This is a genomic window from Nocardiopsis oceanisediminis, from assembly GCF_048595525.1.
In the GTDB taxonomy this organism is placed as follows: domain Bacteria; phylum Actinomycetota; class Actinomycetes; order Streptosporangiales; family Streptosporangiaceae; genus Nocardiopsis_A; species Nocardiopsis_A oceanisediminis.
Window position 1 is genome coordinate 3,491,838 of record NZ_JAFMZJ010000001.1, and the last position, 12,213, is coordinate 3,504,050.

Consider the following 12,213-nt stretch of genomic DNA (forward strand, 5'->3'; position numbering starts at 1 on the left):
GAGGCGTCAGCCGGCCGGCTGACGGGCGGGCCGGGCCAGGAGGCCGAAGCGCCTGCCGCGGGGGTCGCGGATGCGGGCGCGTACCGGGCCGCCCGGTTCGGCGGACGGCGGCCGCTCCACCTCCGCGCCCCTCTCCCGGGCCGCGCGGGCGGTGGCGGCCGCGTCGGCGACCAGGAAGACGGGCATGGCGTAGTCGACCGCGCCGGTCCGGCCGCCGTAGTCCCGCAGCAGGCCGGAGGGGTGCTCGGCGCCGGGCCCGTAGACGGCCTGGCAGGGCGTGCCGTCGGCGGTCCCGGTCTTTTCGAACCGCCACCCGAAGGCGGCGGTATAGAAGTCGGCGGTGGCCTGCGCGTCGGCGGTGCCGATCTCGAACCCGGCCGGCGACCCCGGCGGCGGGGCGGAGGCGGCCTGCTCCATGTACTCCCCGGCCTCGGCGATCCGCTCCTCGAACCGCTCTGAGTCGGACTGGGAGAAGAGGGAGAACAGGTTGCCGCGCGGGTCGGCCAGCCGGGCGAAGACGGTCACGTCCGCCACCTGTGTGGCCGGCACCGCGACCGCGGCGCCCAGTCCGGTGAGCCTGTCCACGTCCGCGCGGACGTCGGAGGAGAGGATGGAGAGGTTGACGGACTCGCCACCGGTGTCGCCCTGCTGGACGGCGCCCATCGGCCACGGCGCGCCGGGGGCGAGGATGCGGGTATAGGTGCGGCCGTCGATCGAGGAGTCCTCGTCGACCTCGAAGCTCCAGCCCAGAACGGGGCCGTAGAAACCGGCGACGGCCTGCGGGTCGGTGGTGCCGATCTCGAACCAGACGACCTGGCCGGGTGACATGAAGCCCATCGGATTCCTTCCTTGTCCGTGCCCGGGGCGGAGTGCGCGGTGCGGGGCCTCTGCTCCCGTCCCGTGGCCGCGCCGCAGATCCCGCGGTCCCTGTCCGGGGAAGGCGGTGCGGGCGCTTGGCGGCGCCTGCGGCACCGCTCTCCTGCGCGGATCCGCCGTCCTCGGCGGGGCCGGAGGGGCCTGTTCCCGGGCATGCCCTCACGCTAGGAGGCTTTTAGGACATGACGCGTCCCTAATGGCCGCCGTCCTGGAAACGTGACGGGCGGCCCAGCCGCCCGGGTGCTCCGCCTGCCGCTCCCGCCGCGAACGGTCGGCCGCCAAGGCGTTCGGCAGGGCCGGTGCTCGGCCGCTCGCGCGAGTCCGGCCGCCGCGCCGTCGCCGGTGCGGCCCGCCGGGAGGGGCACCGGTCCCGAGGACCTGATCAGGGAGCGCGTTTCCGGTGAACGCTCCGGGAGGGCCAGGGGCGCTGGGCGGTTCGAGGATGCCGGAGGGAGGCGGGCCGGGGCTCCGGCGCCCGGGGTCAGACCCCGGCGGGGCGGGCGGTGCCGGCGGCCAGGGCCGCGTCGACCGCTTCGGGGGCGAGGATGTGGTCGAGCACCAGGGCGGCGCCGCCGCGCAGGCCGGCCTCGCCGCCGGAGTGGTTGGGGGCGATCCGCAGCTGGCGGGTGGCCAGGGCGGTGCAGCGGGCGAAGACCGCCTCGCGGACCCCGGCGGCCAGGTGGTCGAAGGCGGTGCCCAGGTGCCCGCCGAGCACGATCACCGCGGGGTTGAGCAGGTTGACCGCGCCGGAGAGCACCTCGCCGACCCGGCGGCCGGCCTCGCGGACCAGCGCCACCGCGTCGGGGTCGCCGTCGGCGGCCAGTGCGGCGAGCTCCTGGGCGCCGGAGGCGGTGCGGCCGCGCTCGGCGAGGCGGGCCAGCAGCGCGGGCCCGCCGGCCAGCGACTCCAGGCAGTCGGTGTTGCCGCACCGGCACACCGTGCCCCCGCCGCCGGGGACCGGGATGTGCCCGATCTCCCCGGCGGCGCCCAGCGCGCCGCGGAGCAGCGAGCCGCCGGAGATGATGCCGGCGCCGACGCCGGTGGAGACCTTGACGAAGACCAGGTCGTCGGTGTCGGGGTAGTCGGCCATGTGCGAGCCGAGCGCCATCGCGTTGACGTCGTTGTCCAGCAGCACCGGTACCGGGAAGCGCTCGGCGACCAGCGGGGCGATGTCCACGCCGCCCCAGCCGTGCAGTACCGGCGGCTGCTCGGCGCGGCCCAGTGCGAAGCGGACCGTCCCGGGCAGGCCGATGCCGACGCCGCGCGCGGTCTCCGCGGCGCGGCCGCATTCGCCGAGCAGCCGGGTCCAGGTCTCCATCAGCCACGGCAGCGCGGTGTCGGGGCCCTGGGCGACCTCGGGCGAGCCCTCGGTGCGGGCCAGGACCCGGCCGGCCAGGTCGCACACGGCGGCCTGGCTGCGGGAGATGCCCAGGGCGGCGCTGAGCACCACGCCGCCGTCGGCGTTGAGCGCCAGCCGGCCGGGAGGGCGGCCGCCGCTGGAGGGGCCGCTGTCGCCGTCGGTGACCAGGCCCGCGTCGAGCAGTTCGGAGACCCGGGAGGCGACCGAGGGGCGGGACAGGCCGGTGTGCCGGGCGATCTCGGCGCGGGTGGCGGCCTCGCCGGTCCGGATGAGCCGCAGGACGTGGCCGCTGGTGGCGGTCGGGGCGGCCTGTCCGGGGCGTCGTGGCATGCCGCAATTGAACCACGCTCGGGGCGCTGCGAGGGCGGAACTTCGCCACTTATGCAAAAAGAATTTCAGAAGTATGACTTGTGGTGTGACGGAAGTTGCCGTTAGGTTTCAACCGATCACCCCGAAGTCCCTGGAAAGGTCGCGATGTCCGCACCTGTCCCCGCTCCGCACGCGGATCCCGCGCCGCCCACCGGGCCGACCGACCTGGTCGTCTTCGGCGGCACCGGCGACCTCGCCCTGCGCAAGCTGCTGCCGGCCCTCTTCCTCTGCGAGACCGAGGGCGGGCTGGGCCCCGAGGTGCGGATCATCGCCGTCTCCCGGGACGGCGTGGACGACGCCGACTACCGGGGCAAGGCCGCCTCCGCGGTCCGCGAGAGCCCCTCGGTGCTGCGCGCCGGGGCCGTCTCCGGCGCGCTGGTGCGCCGCTTCACCGACCGGCTGCACCACGTCAGCCTCGACCTCGACCAGCCCGGCGGCGGCTGGGAGCACCTGGCCGGCCTGCTCGGCGGCGACCGCGACCGGGTCTTCTACCTGGCGATGCCGCCCATGCTCTTCGGCCGGGTCTGCGCCGACCTGGCCGCCCGCGGCCTGGTCACCGACCGCTCCCGAGTCGTCCTGGAGAAGCCGCTCGGCCGCGACCTGGCCTCCGCGCAGGCCATCAACGACGAGGTCGGCTCGGTCTTCCCCGAGGAGCGGATCTTCCGCATCGACCACTACCTCGGCAAGGAGACGGTGCAGAACCTGCTGGCGCTGCGCTTCGCCAACATGTTCCTGGAACCGGTCTGGAACAGCCGCTGGGTCGACCACGTGCAGATCACCGCGGCCGAGACCGTCGGCGTGGGCTCCCGGCGCGACTACTACGACCGCTCCGGGGCCATGCGCGACATGGTCCAGAACCACCTGCTGCAGCTGCTCTGCCTGATCGCCATGGAGCCGCCGGCCGGCTTCGACCCCGACGCGGTCCGCGACGAGAAGGTCAAGGTGCTCCGCGCGCTCAAGCCGCTGTCCGGCCCCGAGGCGCTGGAGCGCACCGCCCGCGGCCAGTACACCGCCGGAACCCGGTCGGGGCGCCCGGTGCCCGGCTACGCCGAGGAGCCCGGCGCCGACGGCCCCAGCCGCACCGAGACCTTCGTCGCCCTGGAGGCCTCGGTGGCCAACTGGCGCTGGGCCGGCGTCCCCTTCTACCTGCGCACCGGCAAGCGGATGGCGCGCCGCTACTCCGAGATCGCGGTGCAGTTCCGCGACGTCCCGCACCCGATCTTCCCCGGCCAGGCCGCCGCCCCCAACCGGCTGGTCATCCGCCTGCAGCCGGAGGAGACCATCCACCTGCACATGCTCGCCAAGGAGCCCGGCGCGGGCGGGCTGCGGCTGCGGCCGGCGCCGCTGGAGCTCAGCTTCGCCGACACCTTCGCGGTCCGCTCCCCCGACGCCTACGAGCGGCTGCTGATGGACGTCATGGCGGGCGACCCGACCCTGTTCATGCGCCGCGACGAGGTGGAGGCCGCCTGGCGCTGGACCGACCCGGTCATCTCCGCCTGGCAGGGCACCGCCCCCGAGCCCTACGCCCCCGGCGGCACCGGCCCCGACGGCGCGCACCGGCTGCTCGCCCGCTCCGGCCGGGCCTGGCTGGACTGACCCCGCGCCCGCCCCGCCGGGCCCTCCCCAGAAGGGCCGCCCGCGGCGGGCGCACCACGACCCGACCCAACGGCACGACGAGGGAGCACCACCGTTGTCCCTGCATCCGCGCATCGCTGACGTGACCGAGGCCCTTGCGGCCCGCAGCGCCGCCTCCCGGGCGGCCTACCTGGAGCGCATCCGCGCCGCCGCCGAAGAGGGCCCGGCTCGGGCCGCCCTGGGCTGCGCCAACCTCGCCCACGGCATCGCCGCCTGCACCGTCGGCGAGAAGCTGGCGCTGAGCAGCACCCCCAAGCCCAACATCGCCATCGTCTCCGCCTACAACGACATGCTCTCCGCGCACCAGCCGCTGCACGACTACCCGGCGGTGCTCAAGAAGGCCGTGGCCGAGGCCGGCGGCGTCGCCCAGTTCGCCGGCGGCGTGCCCGCCATGTGCGACGGCATCACCCAGGGCCGGGCCGGCATGGAGCTCTCCCTGTACAGCCGGGACGTCATCGCGATGTCCACCGCCATCGCGCTCTCCCACGACATGTTCGACGGCGCCCTGATGCTGGGCGTGTGCGACAAGATCGTGCCCGGCCTGCTCATCGGGGCGCTGAGCTTCGGCCACCTGCCGGTGGCCTTCGTGCCCGCCGGGCCGATGCCCTCCGGGCTGCCCAACAAGGAGAAGGCCCGGGTCCGCCAGCGCTTCGCCGAGGGCCGGGCCGACCGGACCGAGCTGCTGCAGGCCGAATCGGCCGCCTACCACTCCCCGGGCACCTGCACCTTCTACGGCACCGCCAACTCCAACCAGATGCTGATGGAGGTCATGGGGCTGCACCTGCCCGGCGCCAGCTTCGAGCAGCCCGGCACCCCGATGCGCGAGGCGCTCACCGCCGAGGCGGGCCGCCGCGTCGTCGGGCTCACCGCCCTGGCCGGCTCCTACACCCCGGTCGGCGAGATGGTCGACGAGCGCGCCGTGGTCAACGCCGTGGTCGCGCTGCTGGCCACCGGCGGCTCCACCAACCACACGCTGCACCTGGTCGCCATCGCCCAGGCCGCCGGCATCGAGCTGACCTGGGACGACTTCGCCGCCCTGTCCGAGGTGGTGCCGCTGCTCACCCGGATGTACCCCAACGGCTCGGCCGACGTGAACCGCTTCCACGAGGTCGGCGGGATGGCCTACCTGATCGGCCAGCTGCTCGACGCCGGGCTGCTCCACCCCGGCACGGGCACCGTCGCCGGCCCCGGCCTGGACCGCTACCGGCAGCGGCCGGTCCTCGACGGGACCGAGCTGACCTGGGGCGACGAGCCCAAGGAGAGCGGCGACGACACCGTGCTGCGCCCGGCCGGCGACCCGTTCTCCGCCGACGGCGGGCTGCGCATGCTCAGCGGCAACCTGGGCCGGTCGGTGATCAAGGTGTCCGCGGTCGCCCCGGAGCGCCGCGTGGTGGAGGCCCCCGCCCGGGTCTTCGACTCCCAGGCGGCGCTGCAGGAGGCGTTCGCCGCGGGCGAGCTGGACCGCGACGTCGTCGCGGTGGTCCGCTTCCAGGGCCCCGGCGCCAACGGCATGCCCGAGCTGCACAAGCTCACCCCGGCGCTGGGCGTGCTGCAGGACCGCGGGCACAAGGTCGCCCTGGTCACCGACGGACGGATGTCGGGGGCCTCGGGCAAGGTCCCGGCCGCCATCCACGTCTCCCCCGAGGCCGCGGCGGGCGGCCCGCTGTCCCGGGTGCGCGACGGCGACACGGTACGCCTGGACGCCGAATCCGGCACACTGGAGGTGCTCGCCGCCGACCTGGAGGACCGGGCCCCCGCGGAGCCCACCGTCGACTCCTCCGCCGGCACCGGCCGCGAGCTCTTCGCAGCCTTCCGCGCCTCGGTCGGCCCGGCCGAGCGCGGCGCCAGTGTCTTTGGAGGATGAACGGTGACACCTGTGCAGTCCGCTCCCGGCCCCGAGCGGCCTTGGCTGGTCGGTGACATCGGCGGCACCAACGCGCGGTTCGGCCTGGTGCGGGAGGCCGGGGCGCGCCCGGTGCACGTGGGCAAGGTGCCCAGCGCCCTGCACGACGGGCTGGCCTCGGCGGCCCGCGCCTACCTCGCCGGGCTGCCCGAGCGGGTCAGCCCCTCGGCGGCCTGCGTCGCGGTGGCCGGCCCGGTGCTGGGCGACCGGATCAGGCTGACCAACGTCGGCTGGGACTTCTCGGTCGAGGGGGACCGCGCCGGCCTGGGCCTGGACCACCTGGAGGTGGTCAACGACTTCGCGGCGCTGGCGCAGTCGCTGCCCGCCCTGGGCGAGGAGGACCTGCTGCCGCTGGGCGGCGGCTCGGTCGACCCCGCCGACCCGATGGCGGTCCTGGGCCCGGGCACCGGCCTGGGCGTGGCCGGGCTGGTCCCGCTGCCCGCCGGCGGGTGGCTGCCGCTGCCCGGCGAGGGCGGGCACGTGGACGCCCCCGCCGTGGAGGACCTGGAGGCCGAAGTGGTCCGGGTGATCACCGCCGAGCGCGGCCGGGTCAGCGCGGAGGCGCTGCTCAGCGGCCCGGGCCTGCCCCGGCTGCACCGGGCCCTGGGCGAGATCCTCGGCACCGAGGCGCCCGACCTGACCCCCGGCGAGATCACCGCCGCCGGGACCGACCCGGACGGGGGCGACACCCTGGCCCGTGAGACCCTTGAGGTCTTCGGCGCCCTGCTCGGGGGCTTCGCCGGGAACGTCGCCCTCACCCTCGGCGCGACCGGCGGCGTCTTCCTCGGCGGCGGGGTCCTCCCCCGGATCCCCGGCGTCCTCCGCGACGGGCGCTTCCGGATGCGCTTCGAGGCCAAGGGCCGGATGACCGACTACCTGAAGAACATCGCCACCGTCCTCATCACCGCCGGCAACCCGGCGCTGCTCGGCGCGGCGGCCCGGCTCGACCAGCAGTTGGAGCGCGCGTGAACCCCAAGACCAGCGACGACCTCTTCGCCCTCGCCCCGGTGGTGCCGGTGGTGGTGCTCGACGACGCGGACCGGGCGGTGCCGCTGGCCCGCGCGCTGGCCCGGGGCGGGCTGCCCGCCATCGAGGTCACCCTGCGCACCGAGGCCGGGCTGCCGGCCATCGAGCGGATCGCCGCCGAGGTCCCCGAGGCCGTGGTCGGCGCCGGCACCGTCACCGACCCCGAGCAGGCCGCCGCGGCGGCCAAGGCGGGCGCGGCCTTCCTGGTCAGCCCCGGCTGCACCGAGCGGCTGCGCGGCGCGATGGCCGGCACCGGGCTGCCGTTCCTGCCCGGCGTGGCCACCGCCTCGGAGGCCCTGGCGCTGCTGGAGCAGGGCGTCACGGCGATGAAGTTCTTCCCCGCCGAGGCCGCGGGCGGCCGCCCCTACCTGAAGTCGCTGGCCGGCCCGCTGCCGCAGGTGCGGTTCTGCCCGACCGGCGGCATCACCCCGGCGACCGCCCCGGACTACCTGGCGCTGCCCAACGTGGGCTGCGTCGGCGGCACCTGGCTGACCCCGGCCGAGGCGGTGGCCGCCGGGGACTGGGGCGCGATCGAGGCCCTGGCCCGCCAGGCCGCGGCGCTGCGCGGATAGCGGACCGCCCGCGGGGGCGGGCGGCGGGGCGTTTCCGCGCCCGCCGCCCGCCCCCTTCGGCGTTTCCGGGCCGGGCGGGGCGGCCGCCCCGCCGGGCCGGGCCTCAGCCCGCGGGGGCGAACCGCCATCGGGTCTGGCCGTACGCGGCCCCCCGGGCGAAGCCGAACGCGGTGACCGGGGCGACCCGGTAGACGTCGGCCCGCCCGCCGTCGGGGTGCCGGAAGGCGCCGTCCTCCACCTCGAACCGCCACTCGTCGCCGTACTTGGCGGTGTAGGCGCCGGCCACGCGGCGCAGCAGCGCCTCGTCGCCGGTCCGCTCGGCTTCGCCCTCCACCACCACGTCGAGCCCGGAGTGCAGGTCGCTGCTACCGGTGACCAGGGTGACGTGCGGGTTTCCGGCCAGGTTGCGGGCCTTGCGCTCATCGGCGCCGGTGCAGAAGTACACCGCGCCCTCCGACCAGACCGCGATCAGCGGCGTGGTGTGCGGGCGCCCGTCCGGGCGCACCGTGGTCAGCCAGAAGATCCCCGCCTTCTCCAGTACCCCGCGCGCCTGCGGCCAGGGGACCGCCTCGGCGCCCTCGCCGCTGTAGCGCTCGTCGAGCCGGGTCGCCGGGCCGCCTTCGGACCTGTCGCTCATGGCGGTCTTCCTCTCCGTTCCGGTTCCGTCCCTTTCCCGACTCCCCCGGGCGCCGGGACTCATCGCCCGGGGCGGCGCTAGCCTGGCCGGATGACGATCCTCGCGGGCGCCGGCGGCGCCCCCCTCCCCCCGGTGGTGGAGTTCGCCTTCCCCGGCCCGGTGCGGGACGCGCTGGTGGGCGCGATCCTCACCGGCGAGAAGACCTCCACCACGACGCTGCTCGCCGAGTTCGACCACTCCGACGAGGAGATGCCGGAGGCCGGCGTGCTGGGGACGGTGGTCGACTCCACCGGGCGCCCGGTCGCCGTCATCGAGACCACCGAGGTGCGCACCGTGCCGCTGGGCGAGGTGGACCTGGCGCACGTGCTGGCCGAGGGCGAGGGGGACGCCTCGGTGGCGGAGTGGCGCACCGGGCACGAGCGGTTCTGGCACGGCGCGGAGATGCGCGCGGCGATGGGCGACGCCTGGTTCGAGGTGGACGACGCCACGCCAGTGGTCCTGGAGCGGTTCCGGCTCGTCGCCGACCTGCGCGGGGCCGCCGAGCGGGGCTGAGGCCCGGCTCCTGCTCCCTCCTTTCTCCTCTCCGAGGTGTTGACAGGAGGCACCCTCATGCCGCATATTCAACTCAGAGGTTGAACAACCGGAGAGTTGAATAAGAGATGGCCGACGATCAGCTCAGTGCCACGTTCGCCGCCCTGGCGGACCCCACCCGGCGGGCGCTGCTGGCCCGCCTCTCCCAAGGGGAGGCGACGGTCAACGAGCTCGCGGAGCCGTTCCCGATCAGCCTGCAGGCGGTCTCCAAGCACCTGAAGGTCTTGGAGCGGGCGGGGCTGGTGGTGCGGGGGCGCGACGCGCAGTGGCGGCCCTGCCGGTTGGAGACGGCCCCCCTGGAGGAGGCCTCCGGCTGGATCTCCCGCTACACCGAGATCCAGGCCGAGCGCCTCGACCGCCTCGACGAGGTGGTCCAGGGGATCATGCGGCGCTCGGCGGGCGGTCCCGCCGCGAGCGGCGCAGCGGATCAGAAGCAGCGGACGAACGAAGAGGAGACAGGACGATGAGCAAGCACACCGTGGGAAAGACCGAGTTCACCATCGAGCCGGGGCGGCACGACGTCACCATCACCCGGTTCTTCGACGCGCCGCGCGAGGCGGTCTTCAAGGCGCTGACCGACCCGGACCTCCTCCCGCAGTGGTGGGGGCCGGCGCGGTACGCCACCAAGGTCGAGCAGGCCGACTTCCGCCCCGGCGGATCCTGGCGCTTCATCAGCAGCGACGGCGAGGCCGAGTACCCCTTCCACGGGGTCTTCCACGAGGTCTCCCCCGAGCGGATCGTGCAGACCTTCGAGTTCGAGGGCGCCCCGGGGCACGTCTCCCTGGAGACGCTCACCCTGGACGAGGTCGACGGCGGCACCCGCTACACCTCGGTGGCGGTCTTCCAGACGGTGGAGGCCCGCGACGCCATGACCGCCTCCGGGATGGACGAGGGCGCCGCCGAGGGCATGGACCGCCTCGCCGCCCTGGTGGAGAAGGCGTAGCAGCGGCGCGGGGCGGCGGGGCCCCCGGTCCCCGCCGCCCCGCCCTGCGCCCGGGCGCCTCCGGGCGGACCGGGGGCCGCGCCGGCCCCGGGATCCGGGCGGGAAACGGATGGAACGGCGCGGCGGCATCGCGGTACGCTCCCGGTGGCCCGCACGGGGCGCCGGTCCGGATCCGGTCCTCCCCGCCGGGCCCCGGGGCCGCACCGGCGCCGGAGACGTTCGGCGGGGTCCGCCCGGAGCGGGGCGGGCCTTTCGACAGGAGGGCGGACCGGGATGGCCAGCAGGTTCACCGAACTGGAGATCGACTGCGCCGACCCCGGCCGCCTCGCCCGCTTCTGGTGCTCGGTCCTCGACTACGAGGTGCACGAGGAGGACGGGGAGGAAGGGGTCGTCACGATCGGCCCGCCCCCGGCCCCCGGGGACGGGGACCGCGCCGGCCCGGTGCCGCCGGTGCTGACGTTCGCGCGGGTGCCCGAGGGCAAGACCGTCAAGAACAGGGTGCACATCGACGTCAGCCCCGCCGACAGGGAGCAGGGCGAAGAGGTCCGCCGCCTGCTCGGCCTGGGCGCCCGGCACGCCGACGTCGGCCAGGGCGATGCGAGCTGGGTGGTCCTCACCGACCCGGAGGGGAACGAGTTCTGCGTCCTCGCCCGCCGCCGCCCCGCTCCCCCCGCACAGGCGTGACGGCGCCCCCCGGCGGCGAAGGGCGCCGGTCCGGACCGGCGCGGACTCCGCCGGATCCCCCTCCCCCGGCACAGCGCTCCCCGGACCGCGCGCCCCGGAGGCCGCTGACCCGGGACGACCTCCCCGGCCTGCACCCGATCGCCTCCCCCGGCCCGGTCACCCCGCCGGACCGGCTGTGGAGCGCCGAGGAGTGGGAGCGCATCCGGCGCGGGTTCCGCGCGCCGAGCATGGACGACAAGTGGCACGCGCTAGTCGAGGGCGACCGGCTCCACCTGCACCGGAGCTGGACCGGTCGGGGGATGTACGAGGCGGACTTCGCGCCGGAGGGGGCGGGCCGGCGGATCACCGGCGCCCGCGGCGAAGGGGTCGGCGCGGACGCCGCCGACGTGCACGGGGCCTTCCTCGAACTCCTCATCACCGGGATCCTGCTGGACCGGCGCGACCAGGACCTGTGGGCGCGCTTCAACGCGCTGGGCGGCCTCTCCGCCCTGAGCAGGGCCGGCTCCACCGGGCGCCCGCAGGGCTGAGCGGCGGGCCCGGCGCCGGCCGGTGGTGGAGCGCGCACCACCACGGAAGCGGGCGAGCGGAGTAGTGCCCGCCGCCCGCGCGCTCCGTAGCGTTGCGGGCATGCAGAACACCATCCGGCGCGCCGGCGCCGACACCCGCTACCTGATCACCGGGTTCCCCCTCGCGGTCGCCTCCTTCTCCCTGCTGGTGCCGGTGTTCGCCGCCGGCCTCGGCGCCGCGGTGATCGCGGCCGGCCTGTTCGCGCTGGCCCTGGCCCTGCTCATCGCACGGGGGTTCGCCGCCGCCGAGCGGCGGGCGGCCTCGGAGGTGCTGGCCCGCCCCATCGGCGCGCCGCGCTACCGGCGCCCGCCCGGGGGCGCCGGCTGGTTCCGCACCGGGATCACCCCGCTGACCTGCGGGCAGAGCTGGATGGACCTGGGCCACGGCATCCTGCGCCTGCCGCTCGCGGTGGCCTCCTTCGCGATCGCCGTCTCCTGGTGGGCGGTGGCCCTCGGCGGGCTGCTCTACCCCGCCTACGGGTGGGCGCTGCACCGGATCCCCGGAAACCAGGGCCTGCCCGAACTGCTCGGCTACGGCGGCGACCTGCAGACCGGGATCGCCTTCCACATGGCGCTGGGCGCGCTCTTCGCGGTGCCGCTGCCCGTGGTGCTGCGCTTCCTCGCCCAGCTCAACGCCGGCTTCGCCGAGGCCTTCCTCTCCCCGGTCGCCCCGGAGCCGCAGGCCCCCTCCGCCGGCCCGGCCCCCGCCTACGCGCTGCACTGACCCTGCTCCCCGCCGCCGCGCCCGGCGGCGGCCGGCCCGCCCTCGCAGGCGCGGCGATGGCCGGCCGGGCGTGGTCCCGGGCGCCCGGCTTGCGCAGCAGGGTGCCGACGTGCGTCTCGGCCCTCGCCCGGCTGCGCTGCAGCCGGGCGGCGGTCTCGGCGTCGGACAGGGCGCGTGCGACCGGCACCTCCTGCTCCCGCCCGGCCGGCGCGCACCCCTCGGCGACCACCCGCACCGCCCGGACCGGGTCCTGGGGCGGCGCGTTCTTCGGCAGGAACCCGCCGGCCCCGGCGGCGAGTCCGGCGTGCGCCTGTTCGTCCGGGCCGT

General features: G+C 76.1%; 13 protein-coding genes. 10 read left to right on the forward strand and 3 right to left on the reverse strand.

Annotated elements, in window-relative coordinates:
- Window positions 1-6: 6 nt before the first annotated feature.
- Both J0910_RS15420 and J0910_RS15425 read right to left on the reverse strand, forming a co-directional pair.
- Window positions 7-837, reverse strand: a complete 831-nt coding sequence (locus J0910_RS15420) for a VOC family protein (RefSeq protein WP_420159204.1) — start codon at window positions 835-837, stop codon at window positions 7-9.
- 520 nt (window positions 838-1,357) lie between these two features.
- On the reverse strand, window positions 1,358-2,566 hold the full coding sequence (locus tag J0910_RS15425) for an ROK family transcriptional regulator (RefSeq protein WP_420159205.1): 1,209 nt from the start codon (window positions 2,564-2,566) through the stop codon (window positions 1,358-1,360).
- A gap of 144 nt (window positions 2,567-2,710) precedes the next feature.
- Here J0910_RS15425 and zwf point away from each other — a divergent pair, with 144 nt between their 5' ends.
- From zwf to eda, 4 genes are all read left to right on the forward strand, one after another.
- On the forward strand, window positions 2,711-4,201 hold the full coding sequence (gene zwf / locus J0910_RS15430; protein WP_420159206.1) for a glucose-6-phosphate dehydrogenase: 1,491 nt from the start codon (window positions 2,711-2,713) through the stop codon (window positions 4,199-4,201).
- A 94-nt stretch (window positions 4,202-4,295) separates the two neighbouring features.
- On the forward strand, window positions 4,296-6,104 hold the full coding sequence (edd, locus tag J0910_RS15435; RefSeq protein WP_420159207.1) for a phosphogluconate dehydratase: 1,809 nt from the start codon (window positions 4,296-4,298) through the stop codon (window positions 6,102-6,104).
- Window positions 6,105-6,116: 12 nt separating this feature from the next.
- Window positions 6,117-7,112, forward strand: a complete 996-nt coding sequence (gene glk, locus J0910_RS15440) for a glucokinase (RefSeq protein ID WP_420162002.1) — start codon at window positions 6,117-6,119, stop codon at window positions 7,110-7,112.
- A complete protein-coding gene (eda, locus tag J0910_RS15445) occupies window positions 7,109-7,741 on the forward strand; it encodes a bifunctional 4-hydroxy-2-oxoglutarate aldolase/2-dehydro-3-deoxy-phosphogluconate aldolase (RefSeq protein WP_420159208.1) in 633 nt (210 codons plus the stop codon). Before glk ends, eda begins: the two co-directional genes overlap by 4 nt.
- Before the next feature lie 103 nt (window positions 7,742-7,844).
- Here eda and J0910_RS15450 read toward each other — a convergent pair whose 3' ends face one another.
- On the reverse strand, window positions 7,845-8,378 hold the full coding sequence (locus J0910_RS15450; RefSeq protein ID WP_420159209.1) for a pyridoxamine 5'-phosphate oxidase family protein: 534 nt from the start codon (window positions 8,376-8,378) through the stop codon (window positions 7,845-7,847).
- Window positions 8,379-8,468: 90 nt separating this feature from the next.
- Between J0910_RS15450 and J0910_RS15455 the strand changes: the two genes are divergently transcribed.
- The 6 genes from J0910_RS15455 (at window position 8,469) to J0910_RS15480 (ending at window position 11,886) form a co-directional block, all read left to right on the forward strand.
- Complete coding sequence (locus J0910_RS15455) at window positions 8,469-8,930, forward strand: ASCH domain-containing protein (RefSeq protein WP_420159210.1); 462 nt, start codon at window positions 8,469-8,471, stop codon at window positions 8,928-8,930.
- 107 nt (window positions 8,931-9,037) lie between these two features.
- Complete coding sequence (locus J0910_RS15460; RefSeq protein ID WP_017591714.1) at window positions 9,038-9,436, forward strand: ArsR/SmtB family transcription factor; 399 nt, start codon at window positions 9,038-9,040, stop codon at window positions 9,434-9,436.
- Window positions 9,433-9,912 carry an SRPBCC family protein gene (locus J0910_RS15465; RefSeq protein ID WP_420159211.1) on the forward strand — a complete coding sequence of 160 codons (480 nt, stop codon included), beginning with the start codon at window positions 9,433-9,435 and terminating at the stop codon, window positions 9,910-9,912. The genes J0910_RS15460 and J0910_RS15465 overlap by 4 nt, the downstream gene beginning before the upstream one ends.
- Window positions 9,913-10,185: 273 nt before the next feature.
- Complete coding sequence (locus tag J0910_RS15470; protein ID WP_420159212.1) at window positions 10,186-10,596, forward strand: VOC family protein; 411 nt, start codon at window positions 10,186-10,188, stop codon at window positions 10,594-10,596.
- Window positions 10,593-11,123 (forward strand): hypothetical protein, encoded by a 531-nt coding sequence (locus tag J0910_RS15475; RefSeq protein ID WP_420159213.1) that lies wholly within the window; start codon window positions 10,593-10,595, stop codon window positions 11,121-11,123. Before J0910_RS15470 ends, J0910_RS15475 begins: the two co-directional genes overlap by 4 nt.
- A gap of 100 nt (window positions 11,124-11,223) precedes the next feature.
- A complete protein-coding gene (locus J0910_RS15480) occupies window positions 11,224-11,886 on the forward strand; it encodes a sensor domain-containing protein (RefSeq protein ID WP_420159214.1) in 663 nt (220 codons plus the stop codon).
- Window positions 11,887-12,213: the final 327 nt, after the last annotated feature.

What these genes read in the sequence shown, in the direction of transcription:
- J0910_RS15465 (WP_420159211.1), top strand. Translation starts at nt 9,433, where the DNA reads ATGAGCAAGCACACCGTGGGAAAGACCGAGTTCACCATCGAGCCGGGG.
- J0910_RS15460 (WP_017591714.1), top strand. Translation starts at nt 9,038, where the DNA reads ATGGCCGACGATCAGCTCAGTGCCACGTTCGCCGCCCTGGCGGACCCC.
- J0910_RS15450 (WP_420159209.1), bottom strand. Translation starts at nt 8,378, where the DNA reads ATGAGCGACAGGTCCGAAGGCGGCCCGGCGACCCGGCTCGACGAGCGC.
- J0910_RS15425 (WP_420159205.1), bottom strand. Translation starts at nt 2,566, where the DNA reads ATGCCACGACGCCCCGGACAGGCCGCCCCGACCGCCACCAGCGGCCAC.
- J0910_RS15470 (WP_420159212.1), top strand. Translation starts at nt 10,186, where the DNA reads ATGGCCAGCAGGTTCACCGAACTGGAGATCGACTGCGCCGACCCCGGC.
- J0910_RS15480 (WP_420159214.1), top strand. Translation starts at nt 11,224, where the DNA reads ATGCAGAACACCATCCGGCGCGCCGGCGCCGACACCCGCTACCTGATC.
- J0910_RS15420 (WP_420159204.1), bottom strand. Translation starts at nt 837, where the DNA reads ATGGGCTTCATGTCACCCGGCCAGGTCGTCTGGTTCGAGATCGGCACC.
- zwf (WP_420159206.1), top strand. Translation starts at nt 2,711, where the DNA reads ATGTCCGCACCTGTCCCCGCTCCGCACGCGGATCCCGCGCCGCCCACC.
- J0910_RS15455 (WP_420159210.1), top strand. Translation starts at nt 8,469, where the DNA reads ATGACGATCCTCGCGGGCGCCGGCGGCGCCCCCCTCCCCCCGGTGGTG.